This window comes from Achromobacter sp. T5-5 (genome assembly GCF_055397965.1).
The window spans coordinates 4,023,207-4,042,413 of sequence record NZ_AP027919.1; the positions used below are offsets into that span (position 1 = coordinate 4,023,207).

Sequence of the window (19,207 nt, forward strand, 5' to 3'; positions counted from 1 at the left end):
CATGCAGGCTCTGGATGGAGTAATGGCTATGTATTTCGATTCGAGGCTGTGGCGCCTGACCGAGGGTCTGCGCGCCGGCATGGCGGGCGGCATATTCCTGGGTCTGTTGGCCCTGGCGGCCGGCATTGCGCGCTACGTGTTCCTGGGACAGTTGCTCGCGCGCGTGTTTGACGGCGCGCCCTGGCAGGACTGGATGGCGCCGGCGCTGTGCGTGGCGGCCATGGTGCTGTTGCGCGCGTTCTTCGACGACTGGCGCACGGTGCAGGCCAATCGCACGTCCGCCGCCATCCAGCACACGCTGCGGGCGCGGCTGTACGACCGCATCGTCGCGCTGGGGCCGGCGTGGTTCGCCAACCAGCGCACGGGCGGCGTCATGCTCACCGTGGTGGACGGCGTGGAACAGTTGCAGACCTTCTTTGGGCAATACCTGCCGCAAGTGGCCATTGCCGCGGCCGCGCCCTTCGCCATCTTCGCGGTCATTGCGTTCTGGGACGTGCCGACCGCGCTGGTCTTGCTGGCCGCGGCGCTTTTTGCGCTGTTCGGGCCGATGGCGGTGCACATGCTGGACCGGCGCGCCAGCCTGGCGCGCACGCGGTCGCTCAATGATTTCGGCGAAGAATTCCTGGACGCCGTGCAGGGCCTGCCCACCCTCAAGTCCTATGGCCAGGGCAAGGCCTGGGGCCAGCGGCTGGCCGCCCGCGCGCGCGCCCTGTCGGACAACACGTTCTGGGTGCTGTCCGTCAGCCTGCTGACGCGCGGCATCAGCGACCTGGGCGTGGCGCTGGGCGCAGCGCTGGCGTTGACGCTGGGCGCCTGGCGCGTGGCCTCGGGCGACATGAGCATCGAGGCGCTGCTGATCGTGCTGATGGCGGGAACCGAAATCTTCCGCCCGCTGCGCGACCTGCGCGCGGTGCTGCACCGGGGCATGCTGGGGCAGTCGGCCGCCGCCAGCATCCACGCGCTGATGGATGCGCAGCCGCTGACGCCCGCGCCGGATGCGCGCGCCGCGCAATCGGCTCCCGCCCGTCTCGCGCCGACCATCGCGTTCGACGGCGTCACCTTCTCGTACACGCCCGAGCGGCGCGCCCACCAGGGCCTGGACTTGCACATCGCGGCGGGCGAGCGGGTCGGCATCGTCGGACCCAGCGGCGCGGGCAAGTCCACCATCGTGCGGCTGCTGCTGCGCGAATGCGTGCCGCAGGCGGGGACCGTGCGCGTCGGCGGGCACGACATCAACACGCTGGACACGCAGGCGCTGCTGTCGCACATTGCGCTGGTCAGCCAGGACATCACCCTGTTCCACGGCACCATCGACGACAACCTGCGCCTGGGCCGTCCGGACGCCACCCATGAACAGGTGCGCGCCGCCGCGCGCGCCGCCAACATCGATGACTTCATCATGGCGCTGCCCGAGGGCTACGCCACGCGCATCGGCGAACGCGGCCTGCAACTGTCGGGCGGTCAGCGCCAGCGCGTGGCCATCGCCCGCGCCCTGCTGCGCGATGCGCCCATCCTGATTCTGGACGAGGCGCTGTCGTCCGTGGACACCGAAAACGAAGCGCTGATCCAGCAGGCGCTGGACCGCCTCATGGCAGGCCGCACGACGCTGATACTGGCGCACCGGCTGGCCAGCGTGATCGGCGCCGACCGCATCCTGGTGCTGGACCAAGGCCGCGTGGCCGAAGCCGGTCCGCATGCCGACCTGATGCGCCAGGGCGGGCTGTACTACCGCCTGATGCACGAGCAGGCCGCGGCGCACCGCAATCCGGCCGCCGGGCAGCCCGTGGCGGCGCAGCGGCCGGACGCCACGGCCACGCCCGTCGGCGACGGCGGCCAGGGCCCTGCCCTGCGCCCGCTGGACGCCGACGCCGGCCAGGTCGGCTGGCGCGCCACGCTAGGCACCCTGCTGTCGGTGGTGCGGCCCTGGCGCGGCACGCTCATCGCAACCATTCTGCTGGGCGTGGCGCGCGTGGCCGCGTTCATCGGCGTGGGCGTGTTCAGCGCGCTGATCGTCGCGGCCATTCGCGACGGCCGCGACACGTCCGCCCTGATCGCCGGCCTGCTGATCGCGGCGCCGCTGGCCGCGCTCTTTCATTGGCTGGAATCCTGGCTGGCGCACGCCATGGCCTATCAGTTGCTCGCCGACATGCGCGTCAAGCTCTACGACAAGCTGGAGCGGCTGGCGCCCGCGTATCTGCTGCAGCGCCGCTCGGGCGACCTGGTCGCGCTGGCCACGCAGGACGTGGAGATGGTGGAGTATTTCTACGCGCACACCATCGCGCCCGCCATCGTGTCGGTGCTGGTGCCGCTGTCCGTGCTGGGTTTCCTGGGCGTCTACAGTTGGCCCGTGGCGCTGGCGCTGCTGCCGTTCCTGGCTTATGCGCTCGTCTCGCCGGTGCGCGGCCGACGCCGCGTCGACGCCCTGGGCGACAAGGCGCGCGGGGCCCTGGGCGACATGAGCGCCCACACCACCGACACCATCCAGGGCCTGGCCGACCTGACCGCCTTCCAGGCCACCGGCCGCCGCCGCGACCAGTTCCTGAAGGTCGCCGACCAGTACCGCGCGCGGCGCCTGGAGATCCTGCGCGACCTGTCGCGCCAGACCGCCTGGTTCGAGACTGCGATGGGCCTGGGCGGCCTGGCCGTGGCCGTCGTGGGCGCCCTGCAGGTGCAGGCGGGCGCGCTGGCCGCCGGCATGCTGCCCTTGCTGGTGCTGATCGCCCTGGCGACGTTCCTGCCGGTGTCGGAGATTTCGCAGGTCAGCCGGCAACTGGCCGACACCATCGCGGCCACGCGCCGCCTGCACGTGGTGGCCAACGAACCCGAGCCGGTCGTGGACGGCCCCCTGCCCGCCCCGGTTGCCGCGAACGGCCTGTCGCTCGCGTTCGAGCATGTCAGCTTCGCCTACCCGGGCAAGACCGAGGACACGCTGCGCGACCTCAGCTTCACGGCGCCCGCCGGCGCCACCGTCGCCATCGTGGGCGCCTCGGGGGCCGGCAAGAGCACGGTCGCCAGCCTGCTGCTGCGCTTCTGGGATCCGCGCGCGGGCGCCGTCAAGCTGGACGGCATGGACGTGCGCCAGCTCAAGCTGGACGGACTGCGCGAGCGCGTGGCGCTGGTCACGCAGGACACCTACCTCTTTAACGACACGCTGGAAGGCAACATCCGGCTGGCGCGCCCCGAGGCCAGCCCCGAGGACCTGGCGCGCGCGCTGGAACAGGCGGCGCTGACGGACTTCGTCAAGAGCCTGCCCGACGGACTGGCGACGCGCGTGGGCGAACGCGGCATGCAGCTTTCGGGCGGCCAGCGCCAGCGCATTTCGATTGCGCGGGCCTTCCTGAAGAACGCGCCCGTGCTGATCCTGGACGAAGCCACGTCGCACCTGGACACCTTGTCCGAGATGCAGGTGCGCGGCGCGCTCGACGTCTTGATGCGCCACCGCACCACGCTCGTCATCGCGCACCGCCTGTCCACCATCCGCGACGCCGACCTGATCCTGGTGCTGGACCGCGGCACGCTGGCGGAGGCCGGCACGCACGACCAGTTGCTGCGCAGGCAAGGCGTGTATGCGCGCCTGGCCAGCCATCAGGGCGGCTACGCATCCGCGGGCGCGGCGTCGTTGCGCGGCTAGCCGCGTCGACAAAAACCGACAGCGCCCGCCGTCGCCCGCGCAAGGCCCGTTGATTCGCCCGGACCGCTTCGCTAGAATCGGCAGTTCGGGCCTTCGCCCTTCTTTTTTCCCTCACCCACCGACAGGGAGGCTGCATGATGTACCCCATGCCGAACGCCGTCCCGCGCGTGTCCCCGCGACGCCATTAAGTCGTCGCCCGCGCGGCTTCCTCGCCAGTTCCCTATCTGGCGACGGGTCCGCCGCGCCCATCTGAACCCTTGAACGCAGTTGCCGACGCCAGACAGGCGCGCGGCATGTTTTCCCTCCTTTCTTACAAGGAACCTGGCGCGTCTCCTGGCGCCGGGCCATGCCAATGGCTAGAAAAAAAATCGACTTTCGAGGACAGGCCTTCAAGGATGTCCTGGGCTTTACCTTCCGTTATTGGGGCCGGCAACCCCTGCGCATCGCGCTCATCGTGGCGCTGGCGCTGCTGTCCGCCGTGGCCGACGTGCTGACCCCGATGTACGCCGGCCGCCTGGTCGACGCGGTGGCGTCGGGCGCGGCCGGCGACACGCTGGCGTGGGACGCGGCCATCGCGGCCTTCTGGCTGCTGGTCGCGCTGGGCGTGGGCGGCACCTTGCTGCGCCAGGCCGTGTTCCAGAACATCATCACGTTCACCTTGAAGATGATGAACGGCATCGCCTCCAATGCCTTCTACCGCGTGCAGCGCTTTTCGACCGACTGGCATGCCAACAGCTTCGCCGGCTCCACGGTGCGCAAGATCACGCGCGGCATGTGGGCGGTGGACCTCCTGAACGACACGCTGCTGGTGGCGCTGCTGCCGTCCGTCGTCATGCTGGTGGGCGCCACCGCCCTGCTGGGCGCGTACTGGCCCCTGATGGGACTGGTGGTGGGCCTGGGCTCGGTGCTGTATATCGCCGTCACGACGGCCCTGTCGCTGGCTTACGTCGCGCCCGCCGCAAGGCTGGGCAATGCCTGGGACACGCGCATGGGCGGCGCGCTGGCCGATGCCGTGAGCTGCAACGCCGTGGTCAAGGCCTTTGGCGCGGAGACGCGCGAAGAGGCCCGCCTGGAGCGCGTGATCGACAAGTGGCGCCGGCGCACGCGCCGCACCTGGATCCGGGGCACGCTCAACGGCGGCATCCAGGGCGCGATGCTGGTGGCCATGCAGGCGGCCATCCTGGGCGCATCGCTGCTGCTGTGGTCGCGCAACCAGGCCAGCGTGGGCGACATCACGTTCACGCTGACCATGTTCTTCGTCCTGCAAGGCTATCTGCGCGACGTGGGCATGCACATCCGCAACCTGCAGCGCTCGGTCAACGACATGGAGGAACTGGTGTCGCTGGAAAAGCAGCCGCTGGGCGTGGAGGACCGGCCGGGCGCGGGCGACATCGCGGTGACGGCGGGCGAGATCCGTTTCGAGGACGTGACGTTCCGCTATGGCGCGCACGAGACGGCGCTGTACGAGCGGTTCTCGGCGCGGATCGCGCCGGGCGAACGGGTGGGTCTGGTGGGCCACTCGGGATCGGGCAAGACGACATTCATCAAGCTCATCCAGCGCCTGTACGACGTGAACGGCGGGCGCATCACCATCGACGGGCAGGACATCGCGCAGGTGAAGCAGGCGTCGTTGCGCAGCCAGATCGCCATCGTGCAGCAGGAGCCGGTGCTGTTTCACCGGACGCTGGCGGAGAACATCGCCTATGCCCGGCCCGGCGCCACGCAGGCGCAGATCGAGCAGGCGGCCCGGCTGGCCAGCGCGCACGACTTCATCGTGGCGCTGCCCAAGGGCTACAACACGCTGGTGGGCGAACGCGGCGTGAAACTGTCGGGCGGCGAACGCCAGCGCGTGGCGATTGCGCGGGCGTTCCTGGCGGACGCGCCCATCCTGATCCTGGACGAAGCCACCTCCAGCCTGGACAGCGAAAGCGAAGTCCTGATCCAGCGCGCGATGGACCGCCTGATGCAAGGCCGCACGACGCTGGTCGTGGCGCACCGCCTGTCGACGGTCCGGGCGCTGGACCGCCTGCTGGTGATGGACCATGGCCGCGTCATCGAAGAAGGCAGCCACGACGCGCTGATCCGGCTCAAGGGCGGCCTGTACCGGCGCCTGTTCGAGCGCCAGGCGCTGGAGCTGACCAAGGGCCTGGACCCCGCCGAACTGCTGGAAGACGGGGCCGCGCCGCCGCCTGACAGGACGCAGGAGGAGGACGCCTCGTCTTATGCCTTCGGCAAGTGAAGCCGGCGCGCCAAGCGCAAAATGCCTGGCGCAAGCGGCAGCCGCTCTCCGGTGTTGCACTGTCCAATTTGCGGGGCAAGGTCAGAGGCCTTCGGGCTCTACTTCGGGCTTTAGCTTCTGACCTTCCAAGTTCCGAGGGTCAATTCATACGCGCCAGGCCTTTTTTGCGCCGCGCAGGCTGGCTTCAGGCCGGACGGTTGGCGAAGGTCAGGCGCAGCCCGAAGCCGATCAGCGCGGTGCCGAACACCATGCCCTGGATCCTCTGCGCACGCGGGCTGGCCGCCATCCAGCGGCCCACCGCGCCGCCTGCCAGCGCGCACAACACGTCGAAGGTCAGGCCCAGGCCGACGAGGATGACGCCCAGCACCGCGAACTGCTGGCCGATCGGGCCCTGCCCGGGCGACACGAACTGCGGCAGGAGCACCGAGCAGAACAGCAGCGCCTTGGGATTGAGCACGTTGGTCAGCACCCCGCTCATCAGCGCCGCCCCCCAGCCCGCATGCCGCGCCGCGCCCTCGCCCACCACGGCCGGCGCCGCGGGCGGCGCGCGCAGCAGGCGCACGCCCAGCCACACCAGGTAGCAGCCCCCCACCGTGCGCGCGGCGTCGAAGGCCCAGGGATGGGTCTTGAAGAGGGCCGCCAGCCCAAGCGCCGCCAGCGTCACGTGCGCCGCACGCGCGATCGCCAACCCCGCGGCCACGGCCAGGGCCTGGCCGCGGCCGCGCAACAGGCCGGTTTCCAGCAGCAGGATCATGTCCGGCCCCGGCACTACGTAGACAATCAGCAAGGCTCCCAGAAACAACGCCATATCGGCCATGACCGCGCTCCCACGCAATATTTCAATGGCGGGATTCTAGGAAAAAGGGGCTGGCATGTGCTTGCTATTACTGCTAACTCAATTACCATTTCTGGCATATCAAGCCAATCCTTCCCCACTTAATAGATATTCATGCCAAACCGCCAGCTTGACGCCTACGACCGCCGAATTCTGGAGGCCCTCCAGAAGAACGGCCGGCTTACGAATGTGGAACTGGCCGAGCAGATCGGCCTGTCGCCATCGCCCTGCCTGCGGCGGGTGCGAATGTTGGAAGAAGCCGGCGTCATCCAGGGCTACGAAGCGCGGCTGGATCCGCACGAGGTCGGGCTGGGTCTGACGGTGTTCGTGGGCGTGAAGGTCGAGCGCCACCACGAGCGGGACGCCGAGCTGTTCCGCCAGGAGGTCAGCGCGCTGCCGGAAGTGATCGCCGCCCACCTCGTGTCCGGCGAGTCCGACTTCCTGTTGCAGGTAGTGGTGCCGGACCTGCGGGGGTACGAGCATTTCCTGCTGCATACCTTGCTGAAGCTGCCGGGGGTGAAAGACATCCGCAGCAACTTCGCGATCCAGACCGTCAAGCCCCAAAGCCCGCTGCCGCTGGACCACCTGGGCCGATAAGGCCGGCCTTCAAGGCATGGCCGCCGCCGCCCGGTCCACCGCCGCGCTACGCCGGTCGAAGCGCGCCTGCGACATCGCCAGGTAGCGCTCGACGATGGCCGGCTCCGAGGTCTTGGGCGTGCCGCCGGGAAACGGCGGCTTCGGGTCATATTCGATCTGTAGCTGGATGAGCTTGGCCACGTCGTCACCGCACAGCGCCGCCACCACCTTCAGGCCCATGTCGATGCCCGAGGTCACGCCGCCCGCCGTGAACACATTGCCGTCCACGCACAGGCGCTCATCGCTCGGCGTCGCCCCGAAGCGGGCCAGCAGTTCGCGCGCGCGCCAATGGCTGGACGCCCGCTTGCCCCGCAGCAGCCCGGCCGCCCCCAGCAGCAGCGACCCCGTGCAGATACCGAACAGGTATTTCGCGCCCAGCCCCTGGCGGCGCGTGAACGCCACCCAGTCCGGGTCGACGATGGCGTCGTCCGTGCCGGGGCCTCCCGGCACGACGAGCAGGTCGCAAGGCGGGGCGGACGCCAGCGTCTGGGTGGGCACGAAACGCAGCCCCCGGTCGCAGCGCACCGGCTCCGCCGTTTTTGCGACAAAGTCCACGGTAAAGCCCGGCGCGTTCGCCAGCACCTCGTAGGGTCCGGTCATGTCGAGCTGGGTCAATCCTTCGAACAAGACGAAATTCACATGCATGACGATGCTCCGTTGAAAACGCCAGCGTCCAGCATAGGCGAGCGCGGCCCCAAGCACACGGCGCATTGCGCGGGGCCGGCCCCGTGCTACCCCGCCAATCCCACCGACATCCCCCCGCACACATACAGCACCTGCCCCGTCACGAAGCCCGCCCGCGGATCCAGGAACATCGCCACCGTGTGCGCCACCTCGTCGGGCCGGCCGACGCGGCGCATCGGAATCGATGCTTCCAGCGCCACCGTCCTGGGCTCGCCCGGCGGATTGGACTGATTGAAGAGTTCGGTGGCGACCGGCCCCGGCGCCACGGTATTCACCGTGATGCCGTCGCCCGCCAGCTCCAGCGCCCAGGTCCGGGTCATGCCCGCCAGCCCGGCCTTGGATGCGCCATACACGGAGCGGCCACCCTTGCCCAGCGCGGCCCGGCTGCCGATGTTCACGACGCGCCCGTATTTCGCCTGGCGCATGCCGGGCAGCAACGCCTGCAACAGCAGGATGGGCGCCACGAGGTTCAGCGCCATCGTCCGCGCCAGCGCTTCCTGCGTGATGTCCTCGATGTTGGCGACCTGGATCATCCCGGCGTTGTTGACCAGGTTCAGCACGGGCTGCTGCGCCGCGAGTTCGCGCGCGGCGGCGGTCGTCGACGCCGCATCGCCCAGGTCGACCGAGCGGAACGTTTCGCCGCGCAGCAACGCCTCGGGCGCCGTGCGGCTGAAGTTGACGACCTGATAGCCGTCTTCGATGAGCCGTGCCACGATGGCGCGGCCGATGCCCCGGCTGCCGCCGGTGACGAGAGCGATGGGCGTGTTCATTGCGCTTTGATCCCCTGGTCCTTGATGAGTCCGCCCCATTTCTTGCGCTCGGTGGTTTCGAACGCGGCAAGGTCCGCGCCAAACAGCGTGCCGGGCTTGGCGCCCATGGTGGCGAAGCTGGCGGCGATGGCCGGCGTCTGCAGCCCGCTGCGGGCGGCGGCGATCAGTTGCTCGACGACCGGCGCGGGCGTATTGCGCGGCGCGTACAGGGCGAACCAGGCAGTAACGTCGAAGCCCGGCAGGCCGGATTCCGCGACGGTGGGCAGGTCGGGCACCGACGGATCGCGCGCGGCCGAGGTCACGGCCACGCCGCGCACCAGGTTGCCGTCCTTGATCTGCGCCAGCGCGCCAGGCAGGTTGTCGAACAGCAGGTCGACCTGCCCGCCCGCCACCGCCGGCAGCGACGCCGATGAGCCCTTGAAGGGCACGTGCAGCATCGTCACCCCGGCCATGGCCTCGAAGTAGGCCCCCGTCAGGTGCACCGACGACCCGATGCCGGGCGATGCGTAGGTCAGCTTCTTGTCCTTGGACTGCTTGGCCGCTTTGATCACGTCCGCGACCGATTTGTACGGCGATTTCGCGCTAACGGCGATGACATTGGGCGTGGTCGATACCAGCGCGATGGGAACCAGATCGCGCTCGGGATCGAAGGGCATGTTGCCGTACAGAAACTGGTTGATGGTCTGCGTGCCGATCGTGCCCAGTCCCAGCGTATAGCCGTCGGGCTTGGCGCGCGCCACGTAGGCCATGCCGATGTTGCCGCCCGCGCCGGGCTTGTTCTCGACCAGCACGGTCTGTTTCAGGCCGGGTTGCAGCGCGTTGGCGATGGCCCGGCCGAAGAGGTCGGCGCCGCCGCCCGGCGGATACGGCACGACGACCGTCACCGGGTGGTCGGGATACCCCGCCGCGTGGGCGGCGGGCAGCGCCAGAACGGCCAGCGCGGCGAAGGCGATGCGCCAGCCGGCGCGCGGATGCTGCGGTTGCGTCATGGTCTTGTCTCCTATCGAACCCGCTGAATGCGGATTTCTTTTATGGGGCTTTCTTTTATGGGGTATTTCTTTAAAGTACGTAAATACGTACTATGCTCACAAGCGCATCCATAAGAACATACAAAACCGACAGGAGACAAGCAGATGAAACGCTGGACGCAACGCCCCGAAGGTTCCACGTGGGGCGACTTCGGCCCGGACGACGAACTCGGCCGCCTGAACCTGCTGACCGAGGAAAAGGTGCTGCAGGCGGTGCGCGAAGTCCGCGCCGGCAAGGTCTTCTGCCTGTCGCTGCCGCTGGATCTTCCCGGCGGCAACGTGCTCAATCCCCGCCGCCACGCGCCCACGCTCAAGCCCACCTTCCGCGAAGGCACGCCCTACCTGAACTTCGCCATGTCGCAGGTGCAGCCCGAGGCCATCGACGTGCTGTCGGACGACCAGGTCACGCTTTCCATGCAGTACTCCACGCAATGGGACGGCCTGTGCCACGTGGGTGCGATGTTCGACATCCAGGGCGACGGGCAGGCGCGCCGCGTCTATTACAACGGCTACGCGGCGGGCGTCGATGTGTTCGGCGGCGCGGATACGGACAACGCGGTGGATGCCTGCTGCCCGCCGGGCGGGTCGTATGCGCGCAAGCTCAGCGTCAGCCGCTACGCCGAAAAAGGCATGCAGGGACGCGGCGTGCTGGTCGATCTGGCGCGCGCCTTCGGCCCGGGACGCACGGTGGTGGGCCACGACCAGTTGCAGGCCGCGATGCGGGAGCAGGACGCCGTGCCCGAAGCCGGCGACATGCTGGTGCTGCGCACGGGCTTTGCCGAAGCCGTCGTGGCCATGGGGGGCAAGCCCGACCCGCACCGCCTCGAAGAGACGGGCGCGGTGCTGGACGGCGCCGACCCGGCGCTGCTGGACTGGATCACGCAATCGGGCATTGCCGCGATCTGCGCCGACAACTATGCGGTGGAGTCCTATCCGGCGCGCACGTCCGGCCCCGGCCATTCCATCCTGCCGCTGCATCATCACTGCCTTTTCAAGCTGGGCGTGCCGCTCGCCGAGCTGTGGTATCTGAAGGACCTGGCCGGCTGGCTGCACGAACACGGCCGCAGCCGGTTCCTGCTGACCGCCCCGCCCTTGCGCATGCCCGGCGCGGTGGGGTCGCCCGTGACGCCCATCGCCACGGTGTAAGCCATGCCCCTGCCGTACTCGACGTTTTCCGAACACCTGGACGCGCTGGCCGCCCGCCAGCCCGGCGCCGCCGCGCTGATCGACCAGGACCAGCCCATTTCCGTCGCAAACCTGCGCGCGCGCAGCCGGGCGCTGGCCGCGGGCCTGGCCCGCCTCGGCGTGCAGCCCGGCCATCGCGTGGCCGTCTGGCTGCCCAATTGCGCGGCATGGGTCGAATCCTTTCTGGCCTGCGCGCACCTGGGCGCGCTGGTGCTGGCCGTCAACACGCGTTTTCGCGCGCTGGAAGTGGCCGACATCCTGGGCCGCGGCCGGGCCGACTGGCTGGTGTACTGGCCTGGCTTCAAGGGCATCGACTTCCAGGGCATCCTGGACGGGGTGGCGCCCGAGGACCTGGCGCGGCTGCAGGGCGCGGTCGCCCTGTCCGGCGCGAACGAGCTCTCTCCCGCCGCCGTGCACGGCAAGCCCGTGCACCGGTATGACGCCCTGCTGGCCTGCGCCGACCCGGCCCCCGCCGCGCAAGGCAACGCGGGCGTGCTGTGCTTCACCACGTCCGGCACCACGTCCAAGCCCAAGTTTGTGCTGCACGATCAAAAGACCCTGCTGCGGCACGGCGCGATGGTGGCGCGGGCCTTCGGCTACGGCGACGACGCCTGCGTGCTGGCCAGCGCGCCATTCTGCGGCGCCTTCGGCTTTGCGACGCTGGTGGGCGGCCTGGCGCGCGGCGTGCCCGTCGTCTGCGCGCCCGTGTTCGATGCGGCGCAATCGGCCCAGGCCGCCGCCCGCCACGCCGTCACCCACACCTATGCAAACAACGAAGCCCTGGTCGGCATGATGCAGGCCGCCGCGCCCGGCGCGTTCTCCCGCGCGCAGTTGTTCGGTTTCGCCAGCTTCACGCCCGCGCTGGACAATCTGCTGGACCTGGCGGGCGAGGCGGGGGTGCCGCTGACGGGCCTGTACGGCTCCAGCGAACTGATCGCGCTGGTGGCCGGCCAACCGCGCGATCCCGCCGAGGGCGACGTGTCGGCCCGCCACCAGCCCGGCGGCACGCTGATCTACCCCGATGCCCGCGTGCGGGCCCGCGACCCCGAAACCGGCCAGATCCTGCCGCATGGCCAGTCCGGCGAAATCGAGATCCGCTCGCCCAGCCTGATGCAGGGCTACCTGGACAATCCCGAGGCCACCCGGGCGGCCCTCACGGACGACGGCTATTTCAAGACCGGCGACCTGGGCTATACGCTGACCGAGCGCCAGTTCGTGTTCCAGACCCGGATGGGAGACTCGCTGCGGCTGTCGGGCTTTCTGGTCAATCCGGTCGAAATCGAACAGGTCGTCGAGACGCTGCCTGGCGTGCGCGCCTGCCAGGTGGTCGGCGCGACGCGCCAGGGCCGGATCGTGCCCTACGCCTTCGTCCTGCTGCACGCGGGTGCGCAGGCGGACCCCGCCGGCTGGACGGCCGCCTGCAAGGCGGCGATGGCGGGATTCAAGGCGCCCGCGGGCTTTACCGTGCTGGAGGCCTTTCCGTCGGTCGAGAGCGCCAATTCGGTCAAGATCCAGAAGCACCGCCTGCGCGAGATGGCAGACGCCATACTCTCGGATTGCGCTTCGTAGCCCCACGCCTCGCCATGACCGCCCGCAAGCTTTTCTCGCACAGCCCCCAGCCTCTCTACCTGCAGGCCGCGGCGCTGTTTCGCAGCCATATCCAGAACCGCACCTGGCGCCCCGGACAGCAGATCCCGCCGCTGGAATCGCTGATGCAGACCTACGGCATCTCGCGCGCGACCATCCGCCAGGCATTCGGCCTGCTGGAAGAAGACGGCCTGATCCGGCGCTCGCGCGGCTCGGGCACCTTCGTCAACGCCGAGCTGCCGGAAACTCCGACCCTGCTCATCCCCAAGACCTGGGCCGAAACCGTCGAACTGAGCAACCAGCTCGGCACGGTGTCGCTGGTGGAGTCCAGCGCCGATTCGCCGCTGCCCGACACGCTGGGCATGCCTTGCCAGGCGGACCGCAGCGGCAGCTTCCAGTACCTGCGCCGCGTCCACACCACCGACGCCGGGCCGTTCTGCTATAGCGAGGTCTTCCTCGAAAGCGGCCTGTTTCGCAAGCATCGCGCCCGCATCCGCAAGAGCACCGTGGCGCCGGTGCTCGACCAGTTCTACGGCGCGCGCATCTCCGAGGCGCGCCAGGTTCTCAACGTAATCGAAGCGGGCCAGGAGTCGGCCGAATCGCTGCAGATTCCGGTGTCCTCGCCCGTGGCCGAGCTGCGCCGCTACGCCTGCATCGACGGCCGCGTGGTGTATTTCGCGCGGCTGGAATTCCCGTTCCGCAAAGTGCGCATGGAATTCGACCTGCTCGGCAGCCGCTGAGCGCATTGCCCACCCCACCAAGGAGACGATCGCCACCCCACGCCATCACCGCCGTCCGACCCCACATGGCGCATCCTCAAAACAGAACAAGCGCCCGCAACATCCGAAAAGAATCCGGCATACAGGGAGACAACCATGAGACATGCCGACAGGACCCGGATTTCATTGCAGTGCCGCAGCACGATCGCCCGATTGTTCGCCACCGCGGCGTTCGCCGCCTCGGCCGGTGCGCAAGCGCAGGCCCAGGCGCCCTCGCCCGCCATTTCCGACGACGTGGTCCGGCTTGGCCTGATCCTGGACATGAGCGGCGTCTACGCCGACGTGACAGGCAAGGGCAGCGCCACCGCCGCCGAAATGGCGATCGCCGACTTCGGCGGCAGCGTGCTGGGCAAAAAGGTGGACTTGCTGGTGGTGGACCACCAGAACAAGGCCGACATCGCCGCCGCCAAGGCGCGCGAGTGGTTCGACACCCAGAAGGTGGACGCCATCATGGACGTGGCGGCTTCCGCGCCCGCGCTGGCGGTGCTGGAAGTGGCGCGGGAAAAGAAAAAAATCGTGGTCTTCAGCGGCCCCGGCACCGAGCGCATCACCAACGACCTGTGCTCGCCGTATTCCGTGCACTACACCTACGACACCTGGTCGCTGGCCAACACCACCGCGCGCGCCACCGTCGAGCAAGGCGGCAAGAGCTGGTACTTCCTGACGGCCGACTACGCCTTCGGCCACACGCTGCAGGCATCGGCCACGGAGGTCGTGAAAGCCAACGGCGGCACGGTCTTGGGCGCATCGCGGCATCCGCTGGGGTCGGCCGACTTCGCCTCGTACCTGCTGCAGGCCCAGGCGAGCAAGGCGCAGATCGTGGGACTGGCCAACGCAGGGGGCGATACGGTCAACGCCATCAAGGCGGCCAGCGAATTCGGGCTGACCAAGGGCGGACAGAAGATGGCCGGCCTGCTCCTGTACATCAACGACATCCACGCCATCGGCCTGGACGCGGCGGCGGGCCTGACGCTCACGGAAGCCTTCTACTGGGACATGAACGACCAGACCCGGGCGTGGTCCAAGCGCTACTACGACAAGCTCAAGAAAATGCCCAACATGAGCCAGGCCGGCACGTACTCTTCCGTGATGCACTATCTGAAGGCGGTGCAGGCGGCGGGCACGGACGAGCCCACCGCGGTCATGAAGCAGATGAAGGCCACGCCCATCAACGACTTCTTCGCCACCAATGGCCGCATCCGCGAAGACGGTCGCATGGTCCATGACATGTACCTGTTCGAGGTCAAGAAGCCGTCGGAATCGAAGGGGCCGTGGGACTACTACAAGCTGGTGGCAACGCTGCCGGGCGACCAGGCCTTCATGCCGCTGTCCCGGTCCACCTGCCCGCTGGTCAAGAAGTAGCGCGCGCAGCACGGGGCGCCTGCGACCAAGCGGCGTGGCCGGACCGGCGTATTCTTGCGGGGTGAACGACACCCCCAAGGAAACCCGCATGACCACGCCCGCTTCGCGCCCCATCGCCGCCACCATCGCCGCCGTTGTGCGCGACGGCCACGTGCTGCTGGTGCGCCGCGCCAACCCGCCCGACCAGGACCGCTGGGCATTCCCGGGCGGCAAGATCGACGCGGGAGAAAGCCTGCAGGCCGCCGCCGCGCGGGAATTGCGGGAAGAAACCGGTGTGACGGCCGAACCGCTGCACGTCTTTGACGCCGTCGACGTGTTCGACCGCGACGAGGCGGGCGCCCTGCGCCGCCACTTCATCCTGATCGCGGTGCTGTGCCGCTGGCAATCCGGCGAACCGGTCGCGGGCGACGATGCGCGCGATGCGCGCTGGGTGTCCCTGGCCGACCTGGACGCCCATGCGCTGGCGACCAGCTTCGGCGTGGCGGAACTGGCGCACAAGGCGGCGGACCTGATGAGGGAAAGCCTGCCAGGGGAATGACGCGCTATCAGTGCCAAGCTGCCAAAGCATCACTTGGCGTCGCCCGAGCTCTCAACCGGACTCAACGCCCGCCGCGCCGCCGATTCTCTGGCGCACGCCCCGGGCGCAACGCCCAGCGGTGGGCATTGGCCAGCAATTGCACCTGCACATCTGGCGGATAGTCTTCCACGGTCGTAAAGGCCGGCACCGGCTTGCCCGGCTGCCCGGCCTCGCGGATGATGCGCGGCCAACGGGGACGCCAGCACAGCAGCAGCGATGCCCAGTGCGACAAACCGAGGATGACGAAGGCCGGCGAGATCAGCAGGCAACCCAGCCATACGACAGGGCCGCTGTTGCGCAGGAATGGCCCCAGGGCGTCGAACTGCGCGGTGAAGGCCGGCCACGGCAAAGGCAGTTGCGAGCTGATGCGCGGTTTCTCGACAGCCTGGACGCCGCCCTCGTCCATGTAGCGCCGGATGAATTCCCATTCGGATTGCAGGTCGGATAGACGACTGCTTTGCCTGCCAATGAAGACCAATGTGGGAAAGGGCAAGTCTGTGCTGTCGCCGGGAAACCAACCCATCGTGAGGCTGAATCCGGCGACTTCCTCTGTAAGCACCCCGTCCCAAGGCAGGACAAGGATGCCGCCGCAACTTGCCGGTCGATGAAGAAAGACCTGGCGCGTCATTCGGTTGAAGCGGATGAGCAGATGACGCGATGTCAGAAGTTCCAGGCGACTGAAGCGGAACGCATATTTGAAGTACAGCCAGAGCGCGCCCCCCGTAAGGCTGGTTCCAACCAGAAACATGAACAGGTCTCCGATGGAAAGTGCTCGGCCATACACGGTTCCCGAACCGGAAATGACCGCCCAGACAAGTCTTCCATCAAAATCGATCCATGAACCAACAAGGAAGAACATCAACACTATCGTAAGGAGCGAAATGAATCCCCTTTTGTCCTCCATGCCGCCGCAGCGCAGTTCCAGGTATGTGTCGTTGCATGCATAGACAGGTCCCCTGGATCGGGCATGCTGGAACCGCTTTGCCGCCTGGCGCGCCCGGTCTTCCACGATGCTGTCCTCATAGGCGGGCTGGATGATTGGCGTCGCCGGATTCTTATACTCATCCAGGTTCTTCCTGAACCAGGAATCGGATTTCAGGCAACTTAACCACATGACCCACTCTGCGACGTACATCAGATAACCTCCGACAACGCGCCATACAAGGCGCCCAGTTCTTGTGGCGCATCATCAAACGCCTTTTCATCCTTGAATTTCGGACCGCGATAGAGTGTGCGCTTGCACCATTTTTCTAAGGCGTCGTCATCAAAGATCACAATGACCGCTGTAACGGCGATCGTTATCAACGTTCCACGAAGCAACACCTGCCTCAAGAAGAGCATCACCGCTCTTTGGGCCAACAGCGCCGAGATTCGAGCGAATAGGTTGAAGAAGGTGCCAAATTTGCTCAGCACCGCACGCTCGGCCAGTATCTTGAACATGGGGCTCGCAGCCGCAATTGCCAAACTGGCTTGACTGGCTGTCATCGCAGCTGCCGCAAAAAAGCGAATCCGGTATGCGACGCCGAGTACAGTGCGATCGACCTTGAACGCCGCCGTACCATCCCTCCACTCGTGAATCAGCAGCACCACGCTGCCCGCCGTTGCCAACACCCCACCCCATAACTTCAGCCTCCCCAAAAACACCGTCGCACCCACCCCCGTCGTGCTCGCGGCGTTAAAGTGCCGCAGCACCAATTCCGTGCCGCAGGCCAGCACCTCCATCCCGGCCGCGCCCGCCGCCAAGACCGCGGCGGCCAGCTCCGCGCGTTGCCTGTCATCTTTCGGCAGGCTGCGCATCCTCAAACTGAGCAACCCTGCCTCCAGCAACAGCAGCCACCCGCTGGCGCGCACCTTGTAGAACTCGCTCGAACGCGCGTCCACCAGTTCTGTCGCAAAGGCGAGTTGGACGTTCCTATTGATCTGGCCACGCATGGTCGCCCGATCAGCGCTGCGGCCGACGGCCTGCAATTCCTCAAGGCGAAGGTTGACCGCGCCCTTGCCGATGCTGGCGGCCAGCCAGGCGCGGGTGGCGCCGTGGACGAACCACTCTCCCCCTTTTGGCGCGTGGCGCAGCGTCTGGCGGCCGAGGCTGCTGTACCAGGCCAGGATGCCGCCGGACAATCCCGCTCGGCCGGCTCTCTCCAGCTCTTCAAACACGCCGTTGGCCTTGTCAAAAAGCTCTGCAAGCGTCTTTGCCTTTTCCAGGCCCGTCTTCGTGTACTGGTAGATGGCTTCGGCATCGACGGGAAGCGGTTGGGACCGGGCCGCTTCCAGCGTGCGATGCATCTCGGCCAGGATGGTCTTCTGGTTCAACCCGAAACTGCGCAGGGCCAGGTTATTGCGGTCTTGTGGGCGGCCCTGCCACCACCTCTGGATGAGGTCGGCGCTGCTCTCGCACCCTTCCGCGCCAAACACGCACAGCCCGGTCTGGCCCGCAAACTGCCAGCCATTTGCCAGGTCTGCATCGTCATAGACCTCCAACCCGTCCAGCAATTGCGTGCTTTGCAGCCATGCCTCATAGGGCCGCGCACGCCGTTCGGCTTCCGTCTGGGCGGCCTGGCACCGCGCGTCAAAATCCGCCAGCGCCGCCTTCATGGCGCCCACCTGCAGGGCGGCTTGCGGATCCGGTGGCGTGACGTATTTGCTTTCGAAACGATTGCGGTATTCGCCGCTGTCGAGCTTGGCCTGGACGCGCGCCCGTATCGTCGCTTCATAGGCGCGCACGTGCTGCGCGGCCGCCTCGTCCCAGCGCCTCTGCTCCTCATCATTGAGAATCCAGTTGCGCGCCTGGGCCATCTCGGGATTGAACACCTTGTCGCGCTCGATCTCGATGTAGTGCTGCGCCTCCAGGGCGGCAGACTTTTCTTCGAACTGGCGCCTGACGTCCTCGAACGCCTGCGCCACCAGGATCTTGCGCTCGTTGCTGATGCCCTTGTTCGCCGCCCCTTTGTTCAGGTGGGCCCGCAACGTCTCCACGGCCTCGTTGCGCCAGGCATTGAGCTGCTGGGTAATGCCGATGGGATCGTGCAATACGATCGCGGCGCCGCGGGCGCGCGTCGTCGTTTCCTTCAGGTCCGACGCGATCAGTTGCGGCGCGTGGTGGTAATCCGGATCGGCGTAAAGCTGGTTGGCAAGCACCGGCGCCAGGTGCTTGTTGGCTGCGGCGATGTCCTCGGCGACGCTACTGGCTGGCGTTGCGGTATCCAGCACATCCGCGGCGAACGAACAGCTCTTGGCGATCTCTCGGATGTCGAAGGCCTGGAGCTTGTTGCGCAGCGCGTCGGTATCGCGCAGCTTGTCCAGCATGCGTTCAGTCAAGGGATCAGGCGTGAACAGCAGGCGCGCTTCGTCGATGGCTTCAGGCGCCTTGAACAGGAGGGTCCAGGCGCCAAGCCCGAGCAGACGGCTCTGGTCCGGCGCATAGGGCAGAGTCGGCGCGTAGGGCCAGATCGGCGAGAACACCCCCGTCCCCGTGGCGCGCCATGCGCTCTCGCAAGTCCAGTTTCCGAGGCGCTTGATGAACGCGTACAGATAGCCCTGACGCATGGCGCGCACGGCGTATCGCACGCCCGCCGCTTCCAGCGGGGGCAGTCCCCGGCCAAGGTTAGCGGCAAGATCCGGCGTCAGGGCAGCAAGGGCTTGCGGGTCATCGCTGGTCACCACGGCATAGCGCAGCGGCAGGAGGGCGACTTCGGATTTGCAATCGACGCAAGGGCTCGCGGGCTCGTCCCGGCGGGTGCTGCGCGCGATATCGAGCGCCTGTGATAGCAGTTGGTCGAGGGAAATCGGCTTCATGACCGCGCCCCTCGGTCTTGGGGTATCGAAAGTCGGGCAAGCGATTCGTGCAGCGGCTCGTGCAGCGATTCATACAGCGGCTCGCCGCCGGCGACGGCG

14 protein-coding genes are annotated in these 19,207 nt (G+C 67.7%); 8 read left to right on the top strand and 6 right to left on the bottom strand.

The window, feature by feature from the left end; genetic code table 11:
• Window positions 1-28 precede the first annotated feature (28 nt).
• Together ACZ50Q_RS18280 and ACZ50Q_RS18285 are read left to right on the top strand one after the other, a co-directional pair.
• The gene (locus ACZ50Q_RS18280; protein ID WP_464079188.1) at window positions 29-3,631 is read left to right on the top strand and encodes an ABC transporter ATP-binding protein/permease; all 3,603 of its coding nucleotides are present in this window, start codon (window positions 29-31) and stop codon (window positions 3,629-3,631) included.
• A 352-nt stretch (window positions 3,632-3,983) separates the two neighbouring features.
• Window positions 3,984-5,870 (top strand): ABC transporter ATP-binding protein, encoded by a 1,887-nt coding sequence (locus tag ACZ50Q_RS18285; protein ID WP_464079189.1) that lies wholly within the window; start codon window positions 3,984-3,986, stop codon window positions 5,868-5,870.
• A gap of 184 nt (window positions 5,871-6,054) precedes the next feature.
• Here ACZ50Q_RS18285 and ACZ50Q_RS18290 read toward each other — a convergent pair whose 3' ends face one another.
• On the bottom strand, window positions 6,055-6,687 hold the full coding sequence (locus ACZ50Q_RS18290; RefSeq protein ID WP_464079190.1) for a LysE family translocator: 633 nt from the start codon (window positions 6,685-6,687) through the stop codon (window positions 6,055-6,057).
• Between the two features lie 132 nt (window positions 6,688-6,819).
• Here ACZ50Q_RS18290 and ACZ50Q_RS18295 point away from each other — a divergent pair, with 132 nt between their 5' ends.
• A complete protein-coding gene (locus ACZ50Q_RS18295; protein ID WP_092582539.1) occupies window positions 6,820-7,302 on the top strand; it encodes an Lrp/AsnC family transcriptional regulator in 483 nt (160 codons plus the stop codon).
• A 9-nt stretch (window positions 7,303-7,311) separates the two neighbouring features.
• Here ACZ50Q_RS18295 and ACZ50Q_RS18300 read toward each other — a convergent pair whose 3' ends face one another.
• From ACZ50Q_RS18300 to ACZ50Q_RS18310, 3 genes are all read right to left on the bottom strand, one after another.
• Entirely contained in the window at window positions 7,312-7,986 is a 675-nt protein-coding gene (locus ACZ50Q_RS18300) for a DJ-1/PfpI family protein (RefSeq protein ID WP_464079191.1), read from the bottom strand.
• Between the two features lie 86 nt (window positions 7,987-8,072).
• Window positions 8,073-8,795 (bottom strand): SDR family NAD(P)-dependent oxidoreductase, encoded by a 723-nt coding sequence (locus ACZ50Q_RS18305; RefSeq protein ID WP_464079192.1) that lies wholly within the window; start codon window positions 8,793-8,795, stop codon window positions 8,073-8,075.
• A complete protein-coding gene (locus ACZ50Q_RS18310; RefSeq protein WP_076521491.1) occupies window positions 8,792-9,784 on the bottom strand; it encodes a Bug family tripartite tricarboxylate transporter substrate binding protein in 993 nt (330 codons plus the stop codon). Before ACZ50Q_RS18310 ends, ACZ50Q_RS18305 begins: the two co-directional genes overlap by 4 nt.
• Window positions 9,785-9,928: 144 nt before the next feature.
• Here ACZ50Q_RS18310 and ACZ50Q_RS18315 point away from each other — a divergent pair, with 144 nt between their 5' ends.
• The 5 genes from ACZ50Q_RS18315 (at window position 9,929) to ACZ50Q_RS18335 (ending at window position 15,274) form a co-directional block, all read left to right on the top strand.
• Window positions 9,929-10,969: a cyclase family protein gene (locus ACZ50Q_RS18315; RefSeq protein WP_092582542.1), complete on the top strand. Its 1,041-nt coding sequence runs from the start codon at window positions 9,929-9,931 to the stop codon at window positions 10,967-10,969.
• 3 nt (window positions 10,970-10,972) lie between these two features.
• A complete protein-coding gene (locus tag ACZ50Q_RS18320) occupies window positions 10,973-12,577 on the top strand; it encodes an AMP-binding protein (RefSeq protein WP_464079193.1) in 1,605 nt (534 codons plus the stop codon).
• A gap of 14 nt (window positions 12,578-12,591) precedes the next feature.
• The gene (locus ACZ50Q_RS18325; RefSeq protein WP_076521494.1) at window positions 12,592-13,335 is read left to right on the top strand and encodes a GntR family transcriptional regulator; all 744 of its coding nucleotides are present in this window, start codon (window positions 12,592-12,594) and stop codon (window positions 13,333-13,335) included.
• 135 nt (window positions 13,336-13,470) lie between these two features.
• A complete protein-coding gene (locus ACZ50Q_RS18330; protein WP_092582544.1) occupies window positions 13,471-14,736 on the top strand; it encodes an ABC transporter substrate-binding protein in 1,266 nt (421 codons plus the stop codon).
• 88 nt (window positions 14,737-14,824) lie between these two features.
• Window positions 14,825-15,274 carry an NUDIX hydrolase gene (locus ACZ50Q_RS18335; RefSeq protein ID WP_464079194.1) on the top strand — a complete coding sequence of 150 codons (450 nt, stop codon included), beginning with the start codon at window positions 14,825-14,827 and terminating at the stop codon, window positions 15,272-15,274.
• 61 nt (window positions 15,275-15,335) lie between these two features.
• Here ACZ50Q_RS18335 and ACZ50Q_RS18340 read toward each other — a convergent pair whose 3' ends face one another.
• Entirely contained in the window at window positions 15,336-16,448 is a 1,113-nt protein-coding gene (locus tag ACZ50Q_RS18340) for a hypothetical protein (protein ID WP_464079195.1), read from the bottom strand.
• Entirely contained in the window at window positions 16,448-19,108 is a 2,661-nt protein-coding gene (locus tag ACZ50Q_RS18345; RefSeq protein ID WP_464079196.1) for a T6SS effector BTH_I2691 family protein, read from the bottom strand. The genes ACZ50Q_RS18340 and ACZ50Q_RS18345 overlap by 1 nt, the downstream gene beginning before the upstream one ends.
• Between the last annotated feature and the right edge of the window lie 99 nt (window positions 19,109-19,207).

What these genes read in the sequence shown, in the direction of transcription:
- ACZ50Q_RS18330 (WP_092582544.1), top strand. Translation starts at nt 13,471, where the DNA reads ATGAGACATGCCGACAGGACCCGGATTTCATTGCAGTGCCGCAGCACG.
- ACZ50Q_RS18315 (WP_092582542.1), top strand. Translation starts at nt 9,929, where the DNA reads ATGAAACGCTGGACGCAACGCCCCGAAGGTTCCACGTGGGGCGACTTC.
- ACZ50Q_RS18325 (WP_076521494.1), top strand. Translation starts at nt 12,592, where the DNA reads ATGACCGCCCGCAAGCTTTTCTCGCACAGCCCCCAGCCTCTCTACCTG.
- ACZ50Q_RS18295 (WP_092582539.1), top strand. Translation starts at nt 6,820, where the DNA reads ATGCCAAACCGCCAGCTTGACGCCTACGACCGCCGAATTCTGGAGGCC.
- ACZ50Q_RS18280 (WP_464079188.1), top strand. Translation starts at nt 29, where the DNA reads ATGTATTTCGATTCGAGGCTGTGGCGCCTGACCGAGGGTCTGCGCGCC.
- ACZ50Q_RS18310 (WP_076521491.1), bottom strand. Translation starts at nt 9,784, where the DNA reads ATGACGCAACCGCAGCATCCGCGCGCCGGCTGGCGCATCGCCTTCGCC.
- ACZ50Q_RS18320 (WP_464079193.1), top strand. Translation starts at nt 10,973, where the DNA reads ATGCCCCTGCCGTACTCGACGTTTTCCGAACACCTGGACGCGCTGGCC.
- ACZ50Q_RS18335 (WP_464079194.1), top strand. Translation starts at nt 14,825, where the DNA reads ATGACCACGCCCGCTTCGCGCCCCATCGCCGCCACCATCGCCGCCGTT.
- ACZ50Q_RS18345 (WP_464079196.1), bottom strand. Translation starts at nt 19,108, where the DNA reads ATGAAGCCGATTTCCCTCGACCAACTGCTATCACAGGCGCTCGATATC.
- ACZ50Q_RS18340 (WP_464079195.1), bottom strand. Translation starts at nt 16,448, where the DNA reads ATGTACGTCGCAGAGTGGGTCATGTGGTTAAGTTGCCTGAAATCCGAT.
- ACZ50Q_RS18290 (WP_464079190.1), bottom strand. Translation starts at nt 6,687, where the DNA reads ATGGCCGATATGGCGTTGTTTCTGGGAGCCTTGCTGATTGTCTACGTA.
- ACZ50Q_RS18285 (WP_464079189.1), top strand. Translation starts at nt 3,984, where the DNA reads ATGGCTAGAAAAAAAATCGACTTTCGAGGACAGGCCTTCAAGGATGTC.
- ACZ50Q_RS18300 (WP_464079191.1), bottom strand. Translation starts at nt 7,986, where the DNA reads ATGCATGTGAATTTCGTCTTGTTCGAAGGATTGACCCAGCTCGACATG.
- ACZ50Q_RS18305 (WP_464079192.1), bottom strand. Translation starts at nt 8,795, where the DNA reads ATGAACACGCCCATCGCTCTCGTCACCGGCGGCAGCCGGGGCATCGGC.